At 52.5% G+C, this 24,360-nt stretch carries 20 protein-coding genes and 1 pseudogene; 12 read left to right on the forward strand and 9 right to left on the reverse strand.

The annotated features are described in order from the left end of the window. Positions 1-283 precede the first annotated feature (283 nt). Positions 284-466, forward strand: coding sequence for a DUF1289 domain-containing protein (locus KZX66_RS25965; protein WP_181643159.1), 183 nt, complete (start codon positions 284-286; stop codon positions 464-466). A gap of 889 nt (positions 467-1,355) precedes the next feature. On the opposite strand, the pseudogene chrA reads toward KZX66_RS25965, so the two are convergent. Further along, a pseudogene (gene chrA, locus KZX66_RS25970) lies at positions 1,356-2,713 on the reverse strand (chromate efflux transporter). A 438-nt stretch (positions 2,714-3,151) separates the two neighbouring features. On the opposite strand from chrA, the gene KZX66_RS25975 reads away from it, so the two are divergent. Both KZX66_RS25975 and KZX66_RS25980 read left to right on the forward strand, forming a co-directional pair. Then, positions 3,152-5,176 carry a methyl-accepting chemotaxis protein gene (locus KZX66_RS25975; protein WP_181643161.1) on the forward strand — a complete coding sequence of 675 codons (2,025 nt, stop codon included), beginning with the start codon at positions 3,152-3,154 and terminating at the stop codon, positions 5,174-5,176. Between the two features lie 188 nt (positions 5,177-5,364). Next, on the forward strand, positions 5,365-5,730 hold the full coding sequence (locus tag KZX66_RS25980) for a histone-like nucleoid-structuring protein, MvaT/MvaU family (protein ID WP_248084060.1): 366 nt from the start codon (positions 5,365-5,367) through the stop codon (positions 5,728-5,730). Between the two features lie 44 nt (positions 5,731-5,774). On the opposite strand, the gene KZX66_RS25985 is transcribed toward KZX66_RS25980, so the two are convergent. After that, positions 5,775-5,906: a DUF2256 domain-containing protein gene (locus tag KZX66_RS25985; protein ID WP_181643163.1), complete on the reverse strand. Its 132-nt coding sequence runs from the start codon at positions 5,904-5,906 to the stop codon at positions 5,775-5,777. Positions 5,907-6,141: 235 nt separating this feature from the next. Between KZX66_RS25985 and KZX66_RS25990 the strand changes: the two genes are divergently transcribed. Continuing rightward, positions 6,142-7,335 (forward strand): GGDEF domain-containing protein, encoded by a 1,194-nt coding sequence (locus KZX66_RS25990; protein ID WP_248084061.1) that lies wholly within the window; start codon positions 6,142-6,144, stop codon positions 7,333-7,335. Between the two features lie 577 nt (positions 7,336-7,912). Here KZX66_RS25990 and KZX66_RS25995 read toward each other — a convergent pair. Both KZX66_RS25995 and KZX66_RS26000 read right to left on the reverse strand, forming a co-directional pair. Beyond that, positions 7,913-9,973 carry a TonB-dependent receptor gene (locus KZX66_RS25995; protein WP_248084062.1) on the reverse strand — a complete coding sequence of 687 codons (2,061 nt, stop codon included), beginning with the start codon at positions 9,971-9,973 and terminating at the stop codon, positions 7,913-7,915. 52 nt (positions 9,974-10,025) lie between these two features. Then, positions 10,026-10,409: a DUF2946 domain-containing protein gene (locus KZX66_RS26000; protein WP_282446076.1), complete on the reverse strand. Its 384-nt coding sequence runs from the start codon at positions 10,407-10,409 to the stop codon at positions 10,026-10,028. Positions 10,410-11,201: 792 nt separating this feature from the next. Here KZX66_RS26000 and KZX66_RS26005 point away from each other — a divergent pair. After that, on the forward strand, positions 11,202-12,266 hold the full coding sequence (locus KZX66_RS26005; protein WP_181643167.1) for an HD domain-containing phosphohydrolase: 1,065 nt from the start codon (positions 11,202-11,204) through the stop codon (positions 12,264-12,266). A gap of 172 nt (positions 12,267-12,438) precedes the next feature. Here the strand turns inward: KZX66_RS26005 and KZX66_RS26010 are convergent, their stop codons facing one another. The 3 genes from KZX66_RS26010 to KZX66_RS26020 are packed head-to-tail and all read right to left on the reverse strand — an operon-like array spanning position 12,439 to position 13,720. After that, positions 12,439-12,987, reverse strand: a complete 549-nt coding sequence (locus tag KZX66_RS26010) for an SH3 domain-containing protein (RefSeq protein ID WP_338104085.1) — start codon at positions 12,985-12,987, stop codon at positions 12,439-12,441. 50 nt (positions 12,988-13,037) lie between these two features. Then, positions 13,038-13,514, reverse strand: coding sequence for a hypothetical protein (locus KZX66_RS26015; RefSeq protein WP_181643168.1), 477 nt, complete (start codon positions 13,512-13,514; stop codon positions 13,038-13,040). Continuing rightward, positions 13,511-13,720: a hypothetical protein gene (locus KZX66_RS26020; RefSeq protein ID WP_248084063.1), complete on the reverse strand. Its 210-nt coding sequence runs from the start codon at positions 13,718-13,720 to the stop codon at positions 13,511-13,513. Before KZX66_RS26020 ends, KZX66_RS26015 begins: the two co-directional genes overlap by 4 nt. A gap of 521 nt (positions 13,721-14,241) precedes the next feature. Between KZX66_RS26020 and KZX66_RS26025 the strand changes: the two genes are divergently transcribed. After that, positions 14,242-15,174: a tetratricopeptide repeat protein gene (locus KZX66_RS26025; protein WP_248084064.1), complete on the forward strand. Its 933-nt coding sequence runs from the start codon at positions 14,242-14,244 to the stop codon at positions 15,172-15,174. A 264-nt stretch (positions 15,175-15,438) separates the two neighbouring features. Here the strand turns inward: KZX66_RS26025 and KZX66_RS26030 are convergent, their stop codons facing one another. Beyond that, positions 15,439-15,963, reverse strand: a complete 525-nt coding sequence (locus KZX66_RS26030; RefSeq protein ID WP_248084065.1) for a toll/interleukin-1 receptor domain-containing protein — start codon at positions 15,961-15,963, stop codon at positions 15,439-15,441. Positions 15,964-16,577: 614 nt separating this feature from the next. Here KZX66_RS26030 and KZX66_RS26035 point away from each other — a divergent pair. The 3 genes from KZX66_RS26035 (at position 16,578) to KZX66_RS26045 (ending at position 19,421) form a co-directional block, all read left to right on the forward strand. Continuing rightward, positions 16,578-18,134, forward strand: a complete 1,557-nt coding sequence (locus tag KZX66_RS26035; protein WP_248084066.1) for a hypothetical protein — start codon at positions 16,578-16,580, stop codon at positions 18,132-18,134. Between the two features lie 430 nt (positions 18,135-18,564). Continuing rightward, entirely contained in the window at positions 18,565-19,164 is a 600-nt protein-coding gene (locus tag KZX66_RS26040) for a hypothetical protein (protein ID WP_248084067.1), read from the forward strand. Then, positions 19,161-19,421, forward strand: a complete 261-nt coding sequence (locus KZX66_RS26045; protein ID WP_248084068.1) for a hypothetical protein — start codon at positions 19,161-19,163, stop codon at positions 19,419-19,421. Before KZX66_RS26040 ends, KZX66_RS26045 begins: the two co-directional genes overlap by 4 nt. 849 nt (positions 19,422-20,270) lie before the next feature. On the opposite strand, the gene KZX66_RS26050 is transcribed toward KZX66_RS26045, so the two are convergent. Then, positions 20,271-20,816, reverse strand: a complete 546-nt coding sequence (locus KZX66_RS26050; RefSeq protein WP_248084069.1) for a hypothetical protein — start codon at positions 20,814-20,816, stop codon at positions 20,271-20,273. Between the two features lie 968 nt (positions 20,817-21,784). On the opposite strand from KZX66_RS26050, the gene tmk reads away from it, so the two are divergent. The 3 genes from tmk (at position 21,785) to KZX66_RS26065 (ending at position 24,230) form a co-directional block, all read left to right on the forward strand. After that, on the forward strand, positions 21,785-22,399 hold the full coding sequence (gene tmk, locus KZX66_RS26055) for a dTMP kinase (RefSeq protein WP_248084070.1): 615 nt from the start codon (positions 21,785-21,787) through the stop codon (positions 22,397-22,399). Beyond that, on the forward strand, positions 22,392-23,381 hold the full coding sequence (locus KZX66_RS26060; protein WP_248084071.1) for a DNA polymerase III subunit delta': 990 nt from the start codon (positions 22,392-22,394) through the stop codon (positions 23,379-23,381). Before tmk ends, KZX66_RS26060 begins: the two co-directional genes overlap by 8 nt. Positions 23,382-23,444: 63 nt before the next feature. Continuing rightward, positions 23,445-24,230 carry a TatD family hydrolase gene (locus KZX66_RS26065; RefSeq protein WP_248084072.1) on the forward strand — a complete coding sequence of 262 codons (786 nt, stop codon included), beginning with the start codon at positions 23,445-23,447 and terminating at the stop codon, positions 24,228-24,230. The last annotated feature ends 130 nt before the right edge of the window (positions 24,231-24,360 follow it).

The raw sequence follows: 24,360 nt of genomic DNA on the forward strand, positions 1-24,360 counted from the left end.
GGGATATCAGCCATTTTTTGATGCACCGATACAACTGGATTCGACCGCACCAATTTAATGGTGGGCTGCCACCGGCTCAGGCCGAAAAAAAACTTAACGTCGTGTCCGGGATTAGTTGACCACTACAGAGTTCATAGAAATCTCAAAGGGGGCGGTAATCAGCTCGACGAATTTACTAGGATGGCTGCTCCAACGTGTATCGGGAAGCATGTGTGCCACTGTGAATTCTGGCTACGTGGAAAAATCGTCTGGCTCAATTAGGCGCGACCAAAGGGGACTGACAATGGCTAAAGAAATTGAAAACCCCTGCATCTCGACTTGCCAGCTGAGTGGTGATCTCTGTGTGAGTTGCGGGCGCAGCAAGGAAGACATTAGAAAGTGGAAACGCATGAAACGGCCTGAAAAAATGGCCGCTGTACAAAGGGCGAATGTGCGATTGAAAGGACTGAAGAAAGCTGACGTATAGTCACTTGCACTGGATGACCGCTGTGGGACGTTAACGCGTGCGCTGTGGTCAGGTACTTTCGGTTTGAAAGCGCCGCTGGAGGCCTATCCAGACTCACCGTTCCCGACCTTGAAAGAGTATAGTCACATCTAGTCTATGGTCGACCTGGCCGTGAAGTACAGGAAAAGCAGCCAAGGATGGTTTTAGAGCGAGATCAATTCTGATCGTTGACTGTGCTTTCCGTAGAGGAGACTCGAGTGAATTTTTTGTTGTACTAAGCTAAGGTCACTTGTGTGTATTTCCTTCAAGAGGGATCTATGAATAATTTCAGATTTGTCGCTGTCCCTGCGGTACCGACCGAGACAGGATCCTTACGCACCGCAAAGCGTGCTATCGCTAAGATTTCGGCTTTAGGATTTAACATCTACGACAATGAAGATAAAATGCGTTTGAAAACAAACTACTTGACCAGAGTTGAAGCTGAGCGCGAGTGTGAACGACTGAATATTTAGTTTCATAGAGGTCATCTTCTTTCAGACGATGTGTCTGCCCTCCTAAAGCGCTTTGAGCAATACAACACCTCTTCTCAATATCGCTCCCATTTCTTGCGCCATGCGATGGGGGGGCGCAGGTCATGCAGTTTTTGAAAGGAAGCTCACTATTTATCAAAATGCCCATTAGTTGGGTTAACGACGTATTCCGAAGGCGTGACAACGGTCACCAGCGGTGATACTGATTCAAAAGGTTGCCATTGCAACCATAAAACCAACGACTACCACTGCCACTAAACGGCAAAAGCCCAGCGCAAGGCTGGGCTTCGTTTCGAGCTGGTCTCTATACAGTGAGGAGGCCAGTAGGGTGGTCTTGCGAGCTCTATGCCCGCCCAAGATCGTTAACCGGTTCGTACTTTCTAGCGCAGAAAATGTACTGCCAAGCCGAATAGCGCGCAGGCCATCAGCACCTGAATGACGCCCCGTTTAAAACGGAATAAGGCAATTGCGGCAGCAATCGCGATCAGTGCGGATGGCCAGTCGAGGTTGCCGCTGAAGCCTTTCGGCCAAAGCACGTGATAGCCAAAGAAACACGCCAGATTTAGGATCACTCCAACGACGGCGGCAGTGATGGTAGTCAGCGGCGCAGTGAACTTCAGTTCGTTGTGAGTCGACTCCACCAGCGGGCCGCCCGCGAGGATGAAAAAAAACGAAGGCAGGAAGGTAAACCAGGTCACCAGGGATGCGGCGATGGCTCCGGCCAGAAATACCTGATCAGCCCCGAACACTTGGAATACATAGGCCCCAACAAAGCCCACGAAAGCCACCACCATGATCAGTGGTTCTGGCGTGGTCTCACCCAGCGCCAGGCCATCAATCATTTGTCTCGGGGTCAGCCAGCCATGGTGACCGACCGCGCCTTGGTAGACATAAGGCAACACAGCGTAGGCCCCACCAAAGGTCAGTAACGCCGCTTTGGTAAAGAACCAGCTCATTTGGGTTAGGGTTCCTTCCCGGCCAAAGAGCGCGGTCAAAATCCTCATTGGTAAAGCCCATAACACGGCGCCGATAAGTGCGAGTGATGCCAGTTTCAACCAACTGAACCGTGCATGTTCCGGGGACGGAGTGTCGTCATCGATCAATGCTGGGCCGAAGTTTTTTTTGGCGGCGCTATGCCCCCCGGCTCTGAATTTCTCGGGGGCCAAACGCCCTCCAAAATAGCCGATTAACGCTGCCCCAAGACTATCAGCGGGAAAGGAACATTGAATGCAAAAATCGCGGCAAATGACGCAGCCGCTATCGCCCACAGCCAATTGTTCTTCAGTGCCCGAGAGCCGATCCTATGCGCCGCTTGTAACACTATGGCCGTCACGGCAGGCTTAATTCCATAGAAGAGTCCGGCTACCACGGGTACTTCACCGAACGCGATGTACATCCACGACAGCGCGATCAGAATGAACAGTGAGGGCAGCACAAAAAGCACACCGGCGATGATGCCTCCCCAGGTTCGATGCATCAGCCAGCCAATATAGGTCGCCAGTTGCTGCGCCTCTGGCCCAGGCAACAACATGCAGTAATTGAGGGCATGCAGAAATCTGCGTTCGGAAATCCAACGCCGTCGCTCCACCAACTCCTGGTGCATGATCGAGATCTGGCCCGCAGGCCCGCCAAAGCTGATGAAGCCGAGCTTCAACCAGAACAAGAACGCCTCACGCAGGCTGATCGCTTCCGGTCTCGACAGCTCTTCTCCAGCCATTGGTGCCAATATCTTACTCATTGGGTTGTTCCTCTTTCACAAACCCGGCGAGCAGTACGTCGAAAATAGCGCTCGCAGCAGCCAGCAAATGGTCGTCGTCGGTATCTCCTAAGGACGAATACCTGGCCTGGCTGTTGGCAGATCGGTGTGGGCAAATGTCATCCTGCAGAGGTTCACTACGTTAGCTACCGCAGCGCTTGCCCCTACAAAGCTCTATTGAAGCAGTGATGGCTCGGCGACATCACCGCTCTCAAGGCGTTCCAAACTTGTACAAAAATAAATATATGTACAACTTTTCATAAAGTTATCAATCTGAATGCCGACAGGATGACTGAAACGTTTAATTACATAAAACGTGATTAGCCGAATGAGCCAGACAGAGCCCGGCATTCGAGAAAATGGAGCGTTCTCAACAAAAAACCAACTACAAACCGTCCCATTCCGGGCTGTGAGAACTCTATGAATATCCTTGCTCCTGCCGTAAGCCTAGCTAATCGATTACGCTTCCCCGCGAAATTTGGTGTGCTCGCAATCATTGTCTTCATCCCTCTGGTTCTACTCGGTACGCGCGTCATCCATCAGATAAACGAGAGCCTTGAGGTTATTCGCTCGGAACAATTGGGCCAGCGCTATCTTTTGGATGTCACACCTGTACTGCGCTTATCAATGTTGCAACGCGCGCTGACGAACCGATTTCTCAGCGGTGACAGAACCGCTCAAGCCGATCTATCGGCCAACCAGACGAAGCTGGAGGACGCGTTTTCGAAACTGGCCGCCACCGACAGGCAATTCAACACGCAGCTGGAAACCGGTGATCGCGTGCAGCGTCTGCACACGGCGGCACAGCGTTTGATTGAGCAGGCAAAGGCCGATGCCAACCAAAGCGAGATGTTCGACAACTGGAACGATCAACTCACCGAGACATTGAACTTCGTGTACTACGTATCGGCCACGTCGGGCATGGTGTTGGATGAAGATTACGCATCGCTTTTCATGATCGACCAGAGCACCCTGAGGCTGCCACGGCAAATCAACATCGTCGGGCAATTGCGCGGTCTTGCCAGCGGACTGCATGACGGACAAACGTTGAGTTCGGGTGCGCGCAGCGTTATCAAGTCGATGCTCAAAAATGAGTTACTCATCCACAAAGAACTTCAACAAAGCCTGGCCCTGTTGCGCCGCAGAGAACCTGCCCTCGCCGATAGTATTCAGGCACCGATCACCAGTGCTTTTGTGAGCCTGGACAGTTTCCGTGCCGACCTTGAAGTATTGATTGGCGCACCAAGCGATACCATCACCGGTGTTCAGAATCTGCCAGCCAAAGGCAATGCGGTGGTGGCTGAGTTGTACAAGGCGCAAGACACGCTGCAAGAAGCACTGCTGAATGCGCTTGAACGGCGAGTTCAGGAAAAAACTTCGGAACGGCTATTCATTCTAGGCATGTTTGTCGTTCTTGGCCTGCTGCTGGTTTATGTGTTCAGCGGCATCTACAGCGCCATGCGTCGCACTATCTACGATGTTTTGATCGCCACCCAACTCATTGCTAAGGGCGACCTCAGCGTGCGCATTCAAGTGCGCGGCAAAGATGAAATGGCCGACGTGGGCAATGGCCTTAACCATATGGTGCAAGCCTTTAGCTCCTCGCTGGCGCAGGTCGAACGTAGTTCACAATCGGTCTCCGATGCGGCGGAGCGCATTGGGGTGTCGATTGACCGGGCTAAACGCTCGATGAGCACCCAGCAAAGCGAAACCGAACAAGTCGCTACGGCTATCAACGAGATGACCGCCAGCGTTGCGGACGTGGCACAAAACACCGAGGGCGCCGCCCACGCTGCTGAGCAAGCCAGCCAGTCCTCCAACACCGGCCTGGCGAAGATGCAGGAAACCCGCATGACTATTGAAGCCTTGGCCGATGAGGTGGAACGCTGTGCGCAAAAGGTTTCGGCGCTTGCGCAACATAGCCAGCAGATCGGCGGTGTTATTGAGGTGATCCGTAACATTGCTGATCAAACGAACTTGCTGGCGTTGAACGCGGCCATTGAGGCGGCCCGCGCAGGTGAGCAGGGTCGAGGATTCGCGGTTGTAGCCGACGAGGTCAGAACGCTGGCCTCGCGCACACAAAACTCCACTGAAGAGATACGCCGGATTATCCAAGAGCTGCAACTGGCAACAGGCGACGCCGTCGAGCAAATGAAAGCGGGAAAACTGCGCGCGCAGGAGTGCATCGAGTCCGCTGATCAGGCCTCGACCAGCCTAGATGCAATCAATGACGGCGTTGAGCAAATCGTAGGAATGAACACCCAGATAGCCAGCGCGGCGGTTCAGCAACACGCCGTCTCGGAGGATATAAATCGCAATGTGACCGAGATTCGTAACGGTAGCCTTGCATTGATGGAGGGGATAGAGGACAACGCTGTGACTGCGGAAGAACTCTCGCTGCTGGCTGTGGAACTGCGTACTGTCGTTTCGCGTTTCAAGCTGTAACGCGACAGAAGGGGAGCCCAATTTGTTGCCTCCCCCAGCTTTTGCTTACGCGCCTACGGATACCGCGTTGATTCAATCGTAAGCGAAGGACACCCAGCATTTTATAGGGTCTAAGAGTTGAGTCTTCTCCTTCCTGCGAGTGTCTATTCTCTCGTAACGTGACAATATTAATTACTCAGGAAACTCCCATGTCCAAACTCGCAGAATTCCGCCAACTCGAAAAACACCTTGCTGAACAACTCCAGGCGCTCGAAGCTCTCAAGGGCGATGCTGGCTTCAAGCAAGAAATAGAATTTGAAACGAAGCTGCGCGATTTGCTTGAAAAATATGGCTACAGCCTCAAAGACGTAGTCAACCTACTTGATCCAGATGCTAATCGTCGCGCTCCAGTTTCTGAGCTAAAACCCGGCACACGCAAAGCCCGCAAGGTGAAGGTTTACAAGAACCCGCACACAGGTGAAACCATCGAAACGAAAGGTGGTAACCACAGAGGCTTGAAACAGTGGAAAAGTGAGCACGGCGCAGCGACTGTAGAGTCTTGGCTAGCCAAGTAATCTCTGTCGAGTACAAAGGGCCCATTAGGGGCCCTTTTTTGGGCTCAACTTTTCGTGCGCCGGCAGCGCTCCGAACAGTAACGAACCTCCTCCCAGCAGCGAGCCCATTTTTTCCTCCAAGTGAAAGGAAGGCCGCACGTAAGGCACTTTTTTACCGGAAGCTCGCTCTTTTTCACAGCCGCGCCCATGTTGATTGGTGAGCAGGTTACTTCGACATACGTTATCAATTTTCAAAACAGAATCATTGAGAGTTCCGTATTTGAAGTGCTTTTCCCGGCCGTATAATGGTGCCGTACAGCTATGTCGATGCCAATCCTGAGCTTCGAAGCTTTCAGGGCTTAGGCGTAGCACTCGATCATTTCGGCTAAACTCGCCTATAAGAGGTGCTAGTGCAAGCGCCAGGTGAACCCCATGATCGCTGACACTCCTACTCTTTTCGCCTGTGTCGCTTTAGTAGCGACGATTATGGCGTTTTGTTTAATTCTTGTCGGACAGTTCAACCAGCGTGACGGCCTTCTAACGATAGGCTTCGGTTTGTCAGCTCATGCATTAGCCTACATCGGCTATACGTTCTATGGTCACGCACCGTTGTGGTTGACCTACGGCGCCGCCAACACACTGCTGGCAGTAGCACTGGCTTTTTATGGAGTCAGTGTTTTTCGGATTGTCGAGCTTCCTGTCGCCTGGTGGCGAGTGTTTGCTCCAGCGGCATTGATGCTGGTGTTGATGGTCAGCTTGATCGATACGCTAGAACCGCGAATGCTCGCCGCTACGCTACTGTTGATGCTGCAGTGTTCATTGATCATTTACTGGACGCGCCGGCACATTCCCGCCCAGGGGCGTGCACGCATGTTGTTGATCATCGGATCGAGTATTAGCCTGATCGGTTTGGGTATGCGGGTTGTCGCGGTGCTTGGCGGAGGTGCTGCGGAAATGCGTTACGACGTAAGTAACCTTAAGCAAACGATCTCGGTCAGCATTGGTACCTTCACCGCGATGATGATCTCCCTGGGCTTGGTACTGCTGTCCAAAGAGCGGAGTGAGTCCTTGCTTCAACACATGGCGTTGCGAGATGTGTTGACCGGGATTCTAAATCGTCGAGCCATCCTCGATCAGTTCTCGACTGAGTTGGAGCGTGCGCGCCGAGACAGCTCCAGCCTGGCAGTAGCTATGGTAGATATCGATTACTTCAAACAGATCAACGACAGGTATGGCCATCTGGCAGGAGACGAGGTGATTAGCCACTGCGCCAATCATCTAACCCAACGAATTCGTCATTCCGACAGTATTGGTCGTTATGGAGGTGAGGAGTTTTTGATTTTGCTGCCGAGCACTAATCCCGAAGGGGCCGTAGCTGTACTAGATGAGCTCCGCGCTTCTTTGGCCGAGTCGCCAGCTCAATATGATAAGACAAAAATTTCGCTTCGCATCAGTATCGGTGTTTGCTGTGTGGTACCCACTGAAGGCGACACCATAGCCAGCCTGCTTACCAGCGCAGATTCGGCACTTTATGAAGCGAAGGGCGCCGGTCGGAATACTTTGCGGTTTGCACCATCGCTTTTCCAACCGAGCGAAACACTAGCCGTTGCAGTCTTAGAGATCTAAATATAAAGGTTTGTAGTGGTCTATACGCAGCGTATTTACTCCAACTCCAAGGAATTTCTGATTACGTTCTGTTTGACGCGCATGAGAGGCTTGGTGGAAAGGTGCTATCTGTAGGACTTGCGAGTACAGGCGAAGCCGCGCCAGATCAGACCAATCGATTCGATCTGGGGCCCTCCTTGTTCTGACCCGTCCCTCAATCAATTAGCACTCGGACTCACGAGCAGCTTGGTAGGCTCTGCCCGGCACACGCCAAATTGGCGTTCATTCGTGGCTCCTCACGGGCTGGCCGGCTTACTCTCCAACCGGCTTAGTAGGGATCTTTCGAAAACAGGCACTCACCACAATTGGGCTCGTGGTTCGCGATTTCATCCTCACGCCAGGCCATCATAGATCCACTATCAACGCCGAGCGGCTTGCGCTCAGGTCTCTTAAAAGTGCGCATCATCGCTTGCATCTTCACAGAAGGGGCCGAATGCACAGGAATGCGACGCTCTACCCGTAACGCTAAATGAGTCAAACATTCAAGAACCAAAAAGCCAGAGATACCTCTGACTTTGCTCTCTTTGATAACACAGTGTTAAAGCTTCATGTTGAGCGAGACATAAGCCGAACGGCCTGGTGCTGGTGAAAACATCGCCTGGTCGTCGCCACCCCAGAAGAAGTTGTCGTACCAGACGTACTCATAGTCTCGGTCGGTCAGGTTCTTAACCTGAAGGTCGATACTGGTCGCTTCGCTCAAGCGATAGCTGACATTGGCATCTAGGACGGCGAAACCACCATATTTCCCGGCTTCATTAGCCGTGTCGATGTAGTAATCACCTTGAGCTCGGGCCTGCATGCCGAAGCGCCAGTCATCGTTCATGCGGTAATCGACGCCCAGATTGCTGATATATCTCGGCGTTGAGAAGACTTCCTTGCCCGCCAAGGATTTGCCGTTGGCATCAAAAGCCTTAACCACCTTGGCCTCTTGGATTGCATGCGAGCCCCATATCGTCCATTGGTCATTAAGCTGGCTAGTGAACTGCATATCGACACCTCGACGACGAGTTTCACCGAGTCCAACTGTCGTGCCTGTCGCTGGCATGTTCGACACTTCATCGGTTGCGTCTTGTTGCCATACTGCAACTCGCGTCTCTGTACCGGCGAATGGGCGGTATTTTATGCCTACTTCCTTACCGGTATTGATTGACGGATCGTAGTGCGAAGCCCCGTTGATTAGATAACCTGGATCGGCGTTCCCGGTGAGTATCTGGAAGGTGCGCCCCCAGTTGGCATAGACGTCAATATCTTGAGTGATGCTATAGACCACGCTGAGCTTGGGCTGCTCGATCCAACCGTAATCCTGCAAAGATCCCTTTGCAATTGAAGTGCCGTTGAACGCCTTGGTACTACCGCTGAACCTGTCCACACGCATCGCGGGGATAATCTTAAGGGAGTCGGTCGGCTGGATAATCGCTTGAACGTAGCCACCCACGTTATACAACGTGTAGTGATCGTCATTCTGAATACGCGCTGGTGGCGCATCAAAATTGGTCGGCACCCCATACGCAAAACGTCTGCGTTCGTATGAGTTGTTCTGCTCCTCATAGTTTATGCCGCCATCGAGCGTGAGCCAGTCGTTGGCGCGCAAAGTCAGATTGTTCAGCATCCCAAGCTGTTGTTCGTCCCAGAAACGACGTTGGCGCGGAGCATTACCAGGCTGATAACTGGTGAAGGTGATCGAGCGGTCATCGTTGTAGCTGTTGTAGTACAGCTTGCTGCTCAGGTTCAGATCGTCATTTGGCTGCCAGTCCATGTGCAGGCTCAAGTGCTTCATGTCGCGGTCACTACGGTCATTGTCGTTCTTTTCCGGCGAATCCTTGCGGCTGGCGTGCAGCTCTTCGCGAGTGAGGAACCCGCCTTCGTCAGCCTGATGGTGATAGAGACGTGCGATGGCGCCGATCCGGAAGGTTTGATCGTCGTTGCTGAGAAACCACTTGCCACCCAAGGCATATTTATTCGAGTTGCTATGATCGCGGGATCCGTCCGAATCCTGTTTGGCCAGTAGGTAGTTCTGCGCGAAATTGCCGTCTTCGTGGCCGATGGCTAGTTGTACTTCGCGGGTATTAAAGCTGCCGTAGGTCAGGCGGCTATCAGTGTAGTTTCCGCCCTGGCGGGTGGCATAATTGATGTTGCCGCCGATGTTGTGCAAGCCGTAGCGCGGATCATTAGTCCCACGTACCACTTCGATATGGTCGATATCGAGTGGAAAGATCATGTCAACAAAGCGTTGGTTGCCGCTGTTTACGTTGCTCGGAATACCGTCGATCAGCACCTTGATGCCGTTGATGTAGCCCTCGCCATTGAACGCACGAAAAGTAGCTTTGCCGGACTCGGCGCCTTGGCCGGTCTCGGTCAGCTGGATACCGGGCATCTGTCCCAGCAACTGCCAGCTGTTCATTACGTTCTTGTCTTCTACCTGATCGCCACCTAGGACATCGACAGAAGTCAGTATGTTCTCGGTGCGCAAAGCGGTACTTTCCTGCTGCGAAATGCGTACCTCTCCCAGAGTGATCGTTGAATTTCCAGACTCGGCGGCATGGAGGACGGTTGAGGCCAGCGCTGTTAGGACAGCGAATGAGGCCGGGGCGGATTTCATGGTATCTCCGAAACTACAGATCGCAGTGATTAAGGGAAACTGGCTGGCGGCGTTAGCCAATATCGCGGAAGCAGCGATCGAGAGCGTGCTGACGTCCGGAGCCAAACGGCCAGCACATTAGTTTGTTATAACGTAACGATTCCACTGGATTTTGTAACCGAATGTTAACTTCCTCTAAGCGATCAACCGCCCATAGGGCCTGCAACGTTGCGCTCCAATTGTGGTAATGCGCGTTGGGAATACTTGGAGTGTGGAAGAACAACGAGCAATAGCCGCACGCATCTAGCAGGTGTTCAAGGTGGGCGCCTTGAAGGCGGTACGAATCATTCTGCATCGTCATGCAGTGATCGTCCGCCGATCCCGCATGCTTCATCCAAACAGTACCCTGACCAATCAAGGGGCCGAGCAACATCATCAGCACGGCAAATGACGCCAACCAAGATGCTAGTCGGCGGTCTGTCGTGCAGGTGCCGCTATCGGTTTGAGGTCACGCGCGACTAGCTCTTCAAATTTCGTGCAACTGTCCAATTGCTGATGATTTTGTTTGCTCACAACGTAGCCGAATACAGTCAAGGCCTGTTTGAGAGAAGGGCTGGGTTCACTCATCCAAGACTGTGGCTCGTTCAAATTAACTCGTCTGGCTCATACGGCGCGTCTGCGTTGAGCCAATACCGAGATCCTGCGACTGGGTAGCCGGGTGGTGAAGCATCCATCCTACAACAGCTTTCTTTTTCTGAGCCTAGAGTTGACCCCACACAGCTTTGTCGTTGCTGCGGCCAGTATTGCGGACATATCGCAGGCCGAAAAAATGTTTACGCCGACTCGGTTTATGCTAAGTGAGAGGAGCATGAAAAACCTGCATGGGGGAGCAAAATAGCTTCAATCTAGCTATGCACAATTGCGCTTGCGTGGGTTGTCTAAGAGCATGAAGCAGACGGTGAAGGTCGCTCAACGGAGCTTTGTAAGAAAATGCCGGCTTTGTTGGCAGGCGCGATAGGTATTCTATAATAACCAGGCGGTTATAAAGCTTGTAAAAAAAGCTAAATCGCTTATTATTTTCAGGGTGATATCAATGAGCCATCTTTGCCAGTTAGAAACTTAATATCACTGAGCGGGGAGCACTGCGTGAAATAAGGGTTTTGAGCTAGTACACCGCTTCCAAAATCCAGCGGAGTCTATGCCCTAATATAAAGGCTAAAGGTGGCAATTAAAATATGTCGGTGACAATATGAGCTCTCAACTTCTAGCGGAAAGTGAAATTGTAATTATTGATGATGTGTTAACTAATTTGTTAATTATTAGCTCCTATTTAAAGGTGGTTGGATTTTCTAGGGTTCATGTTTTTTCTGATTCTACAGAAGGCTTGGAGTGGTTGTTAAATAATAAATGGGATTTGGCTCTGTTGGATTTGAATATGCCGTTTCCTAACGGCTTCGATATTCTTGAGCAGCTTCAGGAAAGAGATCGGGCAGAGCAACCTATAATCATAGTCACCGCGCTTAATGACCCTGCAAGCCGCAGAAAAGGGTTAGAAAAGGGTGCCAATGAATTTGTTTCAAAACCAATGGATTTTCCAGAGCTTTTACTCCGCGTGCAAGGTTGCTTGAAGTTATCCGACGCGTCGCGTAAGTTGCGAAGCAACAATATTGAGCTTGCGCGGCAGGTTGAGGAGCGAACGGAGCAACTGCAAAATAGCTATAAGGCTGTCATTAGCAGTTTAAGTAAAGCTGCGAGTTATAGGGATGAAGAGACAGGCTCACATATCAGGCGTATCGGACAGTCAGCTGCCATCGTGGCGAACGCCCTCAATATGCCTTCGCCATGGTGTGACTTAATTCGTTTAGCTGCTCCAATGCATGACGTTGGTAAAATAGGCGTTGATGATTGTATTTTGCGTAAACCTGGAGCTCTTACAGATGAGGAGCGTAATGCCATGCAACAACACACTCGTATTGGATATGAGATTTTATCAAATTCTAACGGTGCCGCAGTAACTGAAATGGCAGCAGAAATAGCTTTGTCACATCATGAGCGTTGGGACGGGCACGGCTATCCAGATGGTTTAAAGGGAGAATCGATTCCTCTCAGTGCGCGGATAGTTGCAATATGTGACGTTTATGACGCGTTGCGAATGAATCGTCCTTATAAAAAAGCATGGGCGAAGGAACGAGCACAAAGTTACATTTTTGATCAAAGTGGCAAACATTTCGATCCTCGAATTGCTGATGTGTTTTGCTCATTGTTTGATGAAATTGAAGAGTTGCGTGATGCCGACGAGTTACCAGGGTTGTAGTTGTGTGATTTGTACTGATTTTTTGGGTTTTTGTGTTTGAATACTCAGGGTTTTGAGGTTGAATTTCGAGCCATGTGTCATTTCAACGTTTTTCTCAGTTGTTAGTATGATTTTTTACGTGGATTTTCAATGCTGTTTCGCGTGAACCCCGCAAGCGGCATCAGATGATCGCTCAAACGCCGTACCGTTTGTTACCTCCAGAGGTAATGCAGTATCGACCACCCCGAGGCCCGATACACACATTCCCAGAGGAACAAAGGCAGGATGAACCGTAAGCTGGAGTCTGTTGGCGAACAGGATTTGGAAGCTGGGCCGCTGGTCTGGGCTTCGACGGAACGTAGCAGCCAGACCCGATGCACAGGCTTTTTAACGAAAGCCACTTCGGTGATTGACCATCAATGCTGATGCGTGCCCAATCGTTGCGCGTCTCGAAAACCTGAACCTTTTCCCCGCGCCTCAGTTTGGAGATGACCTTTCCACCTGGTTGATCCCTGACATTGAGATTATTGACACTCACAAAGTGTTCAGTTGCAGAATCAGGAGCCGGGGCTGGCGGTGAGGCCGGAGAAATCGACGCTAGCGTATTCGGCGTGCTAAGAGCGTGTGGCTGTACCGGGGCTGGAGGCGTGTCTTTCTTCCCCATTGCCCACAGGACGGCAAAAAGAATCAGGAGCGGGACAAACCATGACGGGGACTTCTTGCGCATATCCATTGCTCTCATTCAGCATGTATTACAACGGCTGTTTTCCTGACCAACCTGACGTCATTCACCTACTGCGAGCTTAGCCAAACTTCCATTTTTTGCAGCTTGTCGGGATCTAAAAGTTTGCGCCTTCCCGAATTCAGGATTTCAAAAAAACGCTGCTTCGTTTCGGAAGAGGGAAACCAATCAGCGACCTCGACGTTGCAGTGCTTAGAATCACTTAGCACCCATTTCATCACCATGTCAGCTGCCGCTCTGTAGTGATCTGCCATGAACAGCCGTTTGCCGTCTTCTGACCAGCCTCGCATCGCAAGATCGTCGGTTACGTCGATGACTCCAGCGTCTCCAAAGAAATCGGTGGTATCTGGGTAGTGGACGCCTGCCAAGGACACTTTCGCTACGCCCGAATCGCGGTCGAAGTAGGACAGGAAATGCCACCCACCTGTAGTGCTTCCAGCGTGCGGAAAGTTGATCGCAGCCTTGCCAGTGATGTAGTGCGTGCGGGATACGCGTTTGAGATCAAAATCAAAAAGCGGCTGGGTCATGGGAGCTTTTTGAGCCGGGCTAGACCTTGCTTGATGTGGCCAGAGTTCTCGCCGATTGTCTCGAGGGCACCTCGGACATTATTCCCAACATCTGCATGACCGTGAGCTTCGACGTGGAGTGTCAACTCCATCAGGGCTGCCTCTAGGGCGAGCTGGTTTTCGTGCATTCTTTCCAGAACGTCTGATAACGAATATTCGCTTGCCATTTTCCCTCTCCTGTCCTTGGAATCATCTGAGCATATCCGTTGTGGCGCGACCTAGGGTATGGGGTAGAGAGCTCCATGTTTGCGCCTGGGTACAAAAGTCCTAATTGACCTATAACCAACGCACTGTTCTATAACTCGATGCCATCCTTAACCGGGCTGGTTGCAGGAGGGGGCTGTGAGTGAGCATGACTCGCCAGGTTCGTTAGGGCAATTTTCATCGTCGTGTTCAGCCCCTTTCCGTATAAGGCTTAACGGAACGGCAGCTGAGAAATTCGCCCAGCCTGTGCAGGTGGCCGATTATCGCTAGATTTCTTCATAGACCTTTGCTCTTGCATCTGCACTATCACCGGCTTGGGCTCAGGGCTAATCATTCGGCGCGCGGAGCGCTCAGCGTCAGCGGCTAGCAGCCGTCCAAGCGCCGACCTGATCAAGGAAGTGTAGCTACTTGAGTGGCAATGCGACATCGGTGTGGGTGGCCTAGTGCTATTACCGTCACCTATTGCCCATGTGGGGAAACACGATTGGATCAGGATACCTCCAACCAAGGAATCGAACGCGACAGGCTTCGTCTCGAAGCTACAAGATTTAGGTCTGAAAGCAGTCACAATCGAACAGTTTTATGGGTAGGTGCTTTTGTCAGCGTGGTTGTAGTTATCATCCCCGCAACGTCTAGCTACCTCAATGAGCAAGCTCGTCTGAAGCTTGAAGCTCACCGGCAGGAGGTGGAGCGGCAGCAGAAGGCTGATGATCTTAAAATGAAGCAGAGCGAGATCGAGCGCTCTAAAGATGCTACCCGAGTCAAGTTCTTGCAAGATCACATAGACATGATCATGGCAGATGAGCCTGACGCTGAGTTGAGATTGACTGCTTTGGCAAGGCTTGCACTCCCAGCGGACGCGGATGCTCTGATCGCCCAGGTTCGTACGATTAGGCGTGAACTCGCATTACAACGCTCCAGTGCTCAAAAAGTCGACGGAGTCTCTACGACGCAACAAAATGCTGCTGAAGTGGAAAGCTCTGTACCACCGTTGGTCGTCACTTCTCGAGCTGTGAGCGCCTCAGGAGATCAGGAGTTAGCGCCTGGAATGGCCGAGGGGCGGTCGCATGCACGGAAAGGTGACTACGAGAGCGCATTGCGAAATTTCAACACTGCGGTTGACCACAATCCTAACGATCCTCTGGCGTGGAATTTCAAAGCGTACTCAGAGTTTCGCACAAACCAGTTTACTACTGCGCTAGCCAGCATAAGCCGTGCTTGGAAGCTCAACCCAAGCGATAACAAGACTCGCCGATGGATCGCAATTAACGCTACAAAGATTTTGTGTGCTCAAGGTCGTTCAAGCGAAGCTGCGACCTTTTTCAATCAGAGTGCATCCGTAGTACCGGAAATCGTTACCGACGTTTATGGAGATGGTGAGTTTCAGTCCACTTGCCAGGCCATATGGCGAGGGTAAGACAAGACAGAGGCATGTCTGGCGCTTACCGAATATCTGAGCGCCTCAATCCATGAGGGGCTAAGGCCCTTGGAGTCAGAAAGCTTACCGTGAACCAGTCGAGACGGTTTCGACCTTACCATGGCATTGCTGTCGGCCCCTTGAATCTGGCGGCCTCCAAGGGGAGGATAGGGAGGTTAGCCTGCAGGGATGTCCCACAGGGGCAGGCATCAGCGAACGGGCATGCCCGAATATCTCCAGGCCTGCCCTGTGGATGCGTTGGCGTTAGGATGCTTGGGCATCATTAGACTTCAGCAAATCTGCAATCTCAGCAGCGATCTCATCAATGGTGTGCACCGCCGTGCTGCGCGCCACCTTGTCCGCGATCGAAGAACTGAAATCCATCACTTGCTGCTTGGTGATGTTGTGCCAAATCGGCAGCAAGATCTGTTCGCCTGACACCGAGCGGGTAACGATCCCGTCCAATTCGTAGTTCGTCCAACCCTTCTTGATAAACGCTGGGGACAGAACCACAAGTCCAACGCGGCTACTAACCAAGCCCTTATCAATCTTTTGGCGCAAGCTGTCCCCGATACGAAGGGTCATTTCGTCAAACCATACCTTGAGCCCAACTGCAATCAACGCATTGGCCAACGGCCTAACAAACTCGTCCTTGTCATCAGACGCATGAGATATGAACACGTCATAGGTTTGCCCGTTCGACTGCGCCGGAGCTGGAACCTCGCTGCGGACGAGGCTTGGTACCTCAGATAGCGGACGACGATAGATTTCCGGAATCCCACTGGGCAAAGCACGTGACGTGAGCCCCCCACGGCCACCAGATGAGGAGGACGATGACGGAGAAGAGAAGGAGGGGGAGGAGGAATACGAGCGTGCTCCATAGCCGCCATAGCGGTTCCTACACGCAGGACAATTGGCTGCCGCGCTTGCGGAGCGGTGACCCTTACTCGGTGCGGTGCATGTCGCCATATCGATTCTGACTCCCCAAGCGCAAATGTGCGGCTTGTACGTGCCCTGCCTCAATCAATGGCAAGGTCAGTGGCATTAGCGGGACAATCCCATAGGTGGAGCGCAAGAAAGTCATGCCTTTTCGAAGCGCCTAGGCTGAAGCATTACTGATATTAATGTGCCACGCAACCTTGGGATTACGTGCGCTCGGAGTATTGAAAGTGAATCGATACCTGGCGTCATTTTTTTTACAAATCACCTGCTTTGAAGCATCGGAGTGCGTATAGCTGACTTGGCTTGCTCAAGACTGCCACAGCCAGCCGAGCGTGAAGATACCCCGCCGTCGCACGCGCTTGCCCTTCTGTCGGCAGGGGTATCGCTTCCTCGGGTGCCACATCGCCATTACGCCAAGCCTATATTTTTGATAGATTTTTAGATAACTAGGGAGTGTTGATATGTCCAGCTCGGAAAGATCAGGTGTTTTCGACATATCAGATGCGGAGGGTGTCAACGACTCTGAGCGATTACTGATGAGGCTATGCCGGAAATCCTTTTTAAGTTTGTGGGCCCATGCCAACCTACATACTGACCAGGACATGCGCGAAGGGAAGGGGAGCGCGAAGGAGTTTGCCGATGTAATGGTGGTATTCGGTGATGACATAATCATTTTTTCCGACAAGCACATTACCTATCAGTCGGAGGCTGACACTGCGGTTGCTTGGAGGCGCTGGTATAAACGCGCCGTTACAAGTTCTGCGAAGCAGTTATATGGTGCCAAGAGCTGGTTGGAGCGGTTTCCTCATAGGGCGTTTTTGGACTCAAAATGCACCAGACCACTTCCTGTGCAGATACCAGAAATATCAAGGGTGCGTTTTCACCTTGTGGCTGTGACGCGGGGGAGTGCTGAAGCTTGTGCGAAGCATTTCTCGGGCAGCGTTGGCTCGCACATGATCCAGACCGGCTTGGATCACAATGCCTATGCGGAGCTTCCGTTTACCATCGGGCCGCTAGACCCAAGTAAAGAGTTTGTTCATATCTTCGACGAGATCTCGCTCGAAGTGCTGATGCACGAGATGAGCACGGTCAAAGACTTCATCAATTACCTAGGAGCGCGCAAGGCATTCTTGCTCAATCCGAATACAGTGGTCACGAGTGCAGGTGAAGAGCAGTTAATTGCGTCTTACCTACAACACACTGATGATAATCAACATGGTTTCCTACCAGAGATGGAGGATGTCCCTAACCATGTCAGCTTTGACGAAACGCTTTATCCTGAACTGTTATCACGCCCGGAGTACCGGGAGGTGCATCACCAAAATAAAGTGAGCGGATTTTGGGACGCGCTGATCGAAAAATTTATCACGGTAGGCGACCCTACCATCACTGATTTTGGGGCTGAACAAGCGAATCATGAAACCGAACTCGCTTTGCGATTGATGGCGAGTGAGACCAGGTTCATGAGGCGCGAACTGTCCCGCCATTTCTTGGAAATGATGAAGCTAGCTACGGCCGGTGAATATGTACGCAGGGCTCGCACTTTAACTACCCAGCAAGCACCCGATATTCTTTACATTTTCCTGGCATGCCCCAAGCCTGCAGAGCAGTCCGGTGCGGAATATAGGCAATACCGTAGCGCGCTGTTGTTGTCATACGCTCAGTGCGCAAAGCTGAGGTTCCCTGGTGCTAAGACCGTCATTGCACTCGGCTTTGATCACCCACTCAAAAACTACGAGGGAGGCTCCGAGGATCTATGCGTCTTCATCCGCGACGAGTACACCGAGGAGGAGCGGGTAGAGGTCGAAAATCTGAGAGCTACGCTTGGGATCTATGCGGACTCCACTGTCCCGGCCGAAAACACAAGCTATCAGTTTCCGGCTGTAGGTGATCGTCAACCTGGCGATGATGCTACTTTCGTATTCAATCAAACTTTGAGCAAACGACCGCGACCAACAACTAAAAAATCAAAAAATAAAAGCCAAAAAAAAGCTAGGAGAGCTAATCGGAAAAAATGATTTTTCGGGCTGTTTAAGCGAGATGCAGCATCTGGAATCGCATCGGGCATTGCTGCGTAGGCGCAGTTGATAGCCGACCGACAACTCTGCCCATTCGTCGCGGTGGTATCAAAGCTTTGTGGTTAGCTGTGGTACCAGACCTATGCATCGCCGAGCTCACTATCAACCCTAACTACCATCAATGGTCGGTTGGAACTCAGACGGAAGCGGAGCGCGCAGGCCGCAAGGCCGAGGCGCGAGGATGGAAGCCCAACGGGCCAAGACGCCGACTTGGCGGCGGCTTGGTTCACGACAGCCGTCCCGAAGGGCGCGCACTGCAATTTTCCCAGGCATTTTTTAGTGATGCGCGACATAAGAATAAATATTTCTAATTTCTCCTAAAGTTTTTTAAGCGACGAGCCGTTTAAATTTGTATTTAGGTGCATGGTATATGCAGTTGTTGGATAAAAGATCTTTGCCGATCAGCACAATCTTCAAAGCTGAACGTTCAATGATGTGTCGGGCGTTCACCGAAGAGAGGGTATTCACAGCCTCGATTGAGTTAACCGGAAACGTCGTCACGTGTATTTTGGACGATTCTGAATACTCCTTTACAGCGCAACAATGCGGAGAGCTTGCGGACAGCGTTGCTACCTTATTGAAAAACAGCACAGAACGCGCCGCCAGCCAAGTAAAAATTGGGCTTCCACTCAGGCTCGATTATTGTAAGATTTTCTACCAGTTGATTCTATCGAGAAGTCCGGCGAGCGGATGCGATCGACTATACGGCTATGATTACGACTCTGACCGTGTGCTCTTTGGTGCCTCTGGATCGTTCCGATATCCCGGTACGCGTGATTCCTACAAGCTATTCGTAGGATTTAATGATGAGCTGTGCCTTCCATTTTTGGGTGTCGAGGACTGGGTGTACACCTTCAGCTTTGACGAAGCGTCCTGGCTAATCGAGCAGTTATGCGTTGGAGGCTATTTGCTTGCTCAGATAGAACAACCAGAAAAAGAATTTGAGAAGAACGGAAGGAATTATCAATGAGCTCATCCAGTGTAGATCCCGCTGTTGTAACAGAATTCAAACGCGACTTCCTGTGCTGGCGAGGTCGGGAGTTCGATGAGCGCTATGAATGCCGTGTTGCAGGCAATGACGGGAGAGGCGCGAGTATTGAGTTTGAACTCGATGGGATCGTTGTCGGCGCGGAAGTAACGGCAGATATTGTCTTTTGCCTTTCCGAAGCTCTGGCAATCGCGGAGCAAACGGATGTAGAAAGCGCGACGGCAGCAGTACGTGACTAAGGCTCACTTACTAGGAAGTATCGGTTATCGTGCGGTGCATGGCAGTTCAGTGCAACCGGTGTTGTACCTGTTGAGAATGCTAACCCTCAGCTTCTTGGCGATGCGATCGGCGCAGGCTCCTTCGTGGCTGTTCGAACCATAGAGGAGGGGGGCTTCGAACTCGAGTTCGGAGGAATGGGCTACTCGTTTTCTGCGCAGGATGCATCCTGGTTGCAAGAGACGCTGCTTGAAGTTAGTCAGCAGCTACCGAAGCAGTACCCTCGAGTAGGCTTACTTGAAGCAGTAGAAGCGGCCGCAGCTGGAGTTTAGGGGCTGACAAGTCTAAACGGTAGATGGCCTAGATATCGTGGGCGTCGATCGCTTCGTTGAGTGAATCGAACCATAGTAGCGGATCGGCACAGTCAGTCGTATTGATTCGCTGTGCGATCCTATGTTCGAACGAGTTAGAGTTTGAGAGCTTTCCGTCGCTAGAAAAGTAATCAGCGGCTGCGATGGCGAACTTTTCTGCGTTCAAGCCTTGGAGGCAAACATAACGGATCGCTGCGTTCGAGGGTAGGCGTCGCCATGTGATGACTTGAGTGAAACAGGCGTGCTGGGTTCCTTCAGGTAGCTGTACTGGATTTATCGGGAAGGAAATCTCATCGCATCTACGGTGGGCTGGGTCTACCAAGTGCTTTAAAGTCTCGCGACTGTTTTCGATCTGGTCTCGCAGCTCCTCCGAGTTCAAGAATAGCCCACCACGCTCAGTGACCGTGAGGGTCTTCAATTTATTTGCGGCGTCGATAAACTCCCGCTCGCGTCTTACTTCCCGCTCTGACCTTTTATCTTTGAATAGCCACCGTAGAAGATCTATAAGCCACTGCATGTTTTGCTTCCGGCGATTGGCTCAAGTGGTAGTTTCGCATTCATGAGGGACAGCTCTGGTGAGTAGTCCAAGATTCCAATTTCGGCTGACCTTATGATTGGGTTGTTGTATCTTTCCAGTACGCTTGCGTTTTCTGGATTCGTGGGTTTTAGGTTGTCTGAGCAAACCACCAGGATCCATTTTTTCTCGGAGATTTTTCTTACGAGAGCGTCCAGTGCAAATACAAAAGCCCTTAGCTTTTCTTCGTTCAGATCTTGATCGATAACAATATCTAAACGCCCATTTTCAATTTGTAAAACTTTAATTGGGGAAAGCATCCTGGCAATCAGCGCTTCCTCGATAATGGTAATTACTTTTGAGTCCAATTCGCCATTCCAGAGAACTGCAAATCGTTGTAGTCCGACCGATTTGCGAAAGCCGAGCGAAGGGGTGTGTGACTGGGGAGTCGAAAATATCAAGTATTGTGTTTCATCTTGAGAGGTGGCAATTGAGCCTTGGGACTCCGTATGCAAGAAACGCGAGTAAATCATAGGTGTTCCAGATCATTGGAAGTTAAGCCGCAAGCGGACTTAGCGGGCTAGTGCATGCTCGTTGTTTGTGGCGCTGTCTCGTTCTATTACTGAAATACAGATGGGGTGTTTAGTCAAGTTTTTTGTCTTGTCTTTGGGGGCGTTTAGTTGGTTAACGGTATTCTTAAAGTATCCTGTGATGAGCATTTTATAGTAGTGCTTTTCGTCAGGTTTAAATGTCAATTCATTGGTAATTAGTAGCTTGGGATATATGGGTGTTTTTTTTTGTTTTGGGGAGCCTTTCGTTTAACGGTGGATTGCAGGTGTCGGTTGGAAATAGCTAATTAGGATGTCTGGGGGTATGACAGCTTATGAAGGGTATACATATCATCCTGGGGTGATTTAGCTTCGAAAAAACTGGATGGGATATTTTAGGGGGGAGGAGCTTCTAGATCGCTGCGTCGATAGACGTGTCAGTGCCTCATAGCTGGGGTCGGCTTAGGCTAAATTGAAAGGGCAAAGCTTTTCACACGAAGCTTCTGCTAGTGATGGTGGAGCGGTTAATCGACTAAGTCGCGTAGCGCCCTCTGGTGCGTTCAAACGTGGTGTCTGCTATGGCAGCTGTGACCTGCATAGCCCGGCGCAGGCTTCATTCCTGGGCTTTGATGCCTCTGTCGCTTGAGGTGCTAGCTTAAATAGTGGTTTGGATCGAGCCAGACAGGCAGAGCTCAAAGATATAGAATCAGGGGCCTGTCCCTCGGGTTTACATTTTGACTCATCGAGGAGCCATCGAAATTCACTTTTTTGGGCAGCACTGAGAAACCAGGTTTACATTTTCACCTTGATGAAGCCCATTTTTTGGTGGGGTTGACCTGCTTTTAAATAAATGAACGATTTTAGCAGCGTGGCATAAGGTTTTAGCCTTGAATTTATTAGGTTTTTTAAGATTTATGCTGGTGCAAATTCAAGTTTCTCTTGGGTTTACATTGGTGTCGCGAGATATATTTGGCGCCGGCAAAAGCACCAATCGCGATTACCTGGCCGAGCGTTTGCGAGCCGAAGGCATCGAGGTGGTGTTGACCCGTGAGCCCGGCGGTACGCCGTTGGCCGAACGCATCCGCGAGGTGCTGCTGGCCCCAGGCGACGAACAGATGAACCCGGACACTGAGCTGCTGCTGGTGTTTGCCGCCCGCGCCCAGCACTTGGCCGAAGTGATTCGCCCGGCCCTGGCACGCGGCGCGGTGGTGATCTGCGACCGCTTTACTGATTCCACCTACGCTTACCAGGGCGGGGGCCGCGGCTTGTCCCTGGCGCGCATCGCTACGCTGGAAAGCTTCGTGCAGGGGGATTTACGTCCCGACCTGACGTTGCTGTTCGATCTGCCGGTGGAAGTGGGCATGGCCCGCGCCAGCGCCCGTGGCCGCCTCGACCGTTTCGAGTTGGAAGGCCAGGGGTTCTTCGAAGCCGTGCGCAGCGCGTTCCTTGCGCGTGCAAAAGCCGAACCCGCGCGCTACCACTTGTTGGACGCGGCTCAGCCGTTGGCCCAGGTGCAGCACGCCATTGATGCGCTGCTGCCCACGTTGCTGGAGCGTGCCCGTGGCTGAAGCCTATCCGTGGCAGGACGGCCTCTGGCAGCAATTGGCCGGTCGTGCCCAGCACGCCCACGCCTATTTGCTTCACGGGCCGATCGGTATCGGTAAGCGTGCCCTTGCCGAGCGCTTGATGGCCAGCTTGCTGTGTCAGCGTCCGGTCAATCTGCACGCGTGTGGCGAATGCAAATCCTGCCTGCTGCTCAAGGCCGGCAGTCACCCCGACAACTACGTGCTGGAACCCGAGGAGGCCGACAAGGCGATCAAGGTCGACCAGGTGCGTGACCTCGTCAGTTTCGTGGTGCAGACCGCGCAGATGGGCGGGCGCAAGGTGGTGTTGATCGAGCCGGTGGAGGCGATGAATATCAACGCCGCCAACGCCTTGCTCAAAAGCCTGGAGGAGCCGTCCGGCGATACCGTGCTGTTACTGGTGAGCCACCAGTCCAGCCGGTTGTTGCCGACCATCCGCAGCCGGTGCGTGCAGCAGGCCTGCCCGTTGCCCAGTGAGGCCATGAGCTTGCAATGGCTGGGGCAGGCGTTGCCGGACTGTTCGGTGGAGGAGCGGATCGAATTGCTCACCCTGGCGGCCGGCTCGCCCCTCGCCGCGGTCAAGTTGCAGGCCCAAGGCGTGCGTGAGCAACGCGCACTGGTAGTGGACGGGGTTAAAAAACTGCTCAAGCAGGAGTTGTCCGCAACCCAACTGGCCGAAACCGCCTGGAAAGACATTCCGCTCTTGCTGCTGTTCGACTGGTTCTGTGACTGGTCGAGCCTGATCCTGCGCTACCAGTTGACCGGGGATGAAAGCGGCCTCGGTCTGCCGGACATGCGCAAGGTGGTGCAGTACCTCGCGCAGAAGAGTGCGCAGGACAAGGTGCTGAATATCCAGGACTGGATCCTCGCCCAGCGCCAGAAAGTGCTCGGCAAGGCCAACCTCAACCGCGTGCTCTTGCTCGAAGCGCTGCTGGTGCAGTGGGTCGGCTTGCTCGGCCGGCGTTAATTTCGGTGGCCGACGGGTGTATCGTCGGTCAGACACTTTTCGAGACCTAAGTCGTAACTTCCTATGCTCGTAGATTCCCATTGCCACCTTGATCGCCTTGACCTCGCCCAGCACGGCGGTTCCCTCGATGCTGCGCTGGACGCCGCTCGGCAGCGCGGGGTCGGGCACTTCCTGTGCATCGGCGTCAGCGCCGACAACGCCGCTGACGTCAAAGCCCTGGCGGATCGCTATTCGGACGTGGATTGCTCGGTGGGTATCCACCCGCTGGACCTCAAGCCCGGCGAAGCCCCGGCGCTCGACTGGCTGTTGGGTGAGGTCAACCATCCACGTGTGGTGGCCATTGGCGAGACCGGTCTGGATTACCACTACGAGCCTGAGGCCGCCGAGTTGCAGCAGGCATCCTTCCGTTTGCACCTGCTAGCCGCTCAGCAGACCGGCAAACCGGTGATCGTCCATACCCGCGGCGCCCGCGCCGACACCCTGAGCCTCTTACGCGAGGCCGCTTTACCCCAGGCCGGGGTGTTGCATTGCTTCACCGAAGACTGGGACATGGCCAAAGCCGCCCTGGACCTGGGGTTCTATATTTCCTTATCGGGCATCGTCACCTTCCGCAATGCCGACGCCCTGCGTGACGTGGCGCGGCAGGTGCCGGTGGATCGTCTGCTGGTGGAGACCGACTCGCCGTACCTGGCGCCCATCCCCCATCGCGGCAAGCCGAACCTGCCGGAGTATGTGCGTGATGTCGCGGAGTACCTGGCGATGTTGCGCGGTGAGTCCTATGAGCGGTTCGCCGAACAGACCACCGAGAATTTCAAGCGTCTGTTTCCATTGGCCCACGTCGCCGCGTAAGGCTCGGGTCAAATCGCGGGCAAAAAAAACCCGGGTTCTGGGGGGTGAATCCGGGTTAAGACCATTAGGAGTAAAAACAAGGGCACACAGTCCGTCGGTACCCAGGTTGGCGCTTCACTTGGGGGAGATG

It is taken from the genome of Pseudomonas sp. EYE_354, assembly GCF_023148575.1.
Lineage (GTDB): Bacteria > Pseudomonadota > Gammaproteobacteria > Pseudomonadales > Pseudomonadaceae > Aquipseudomonas.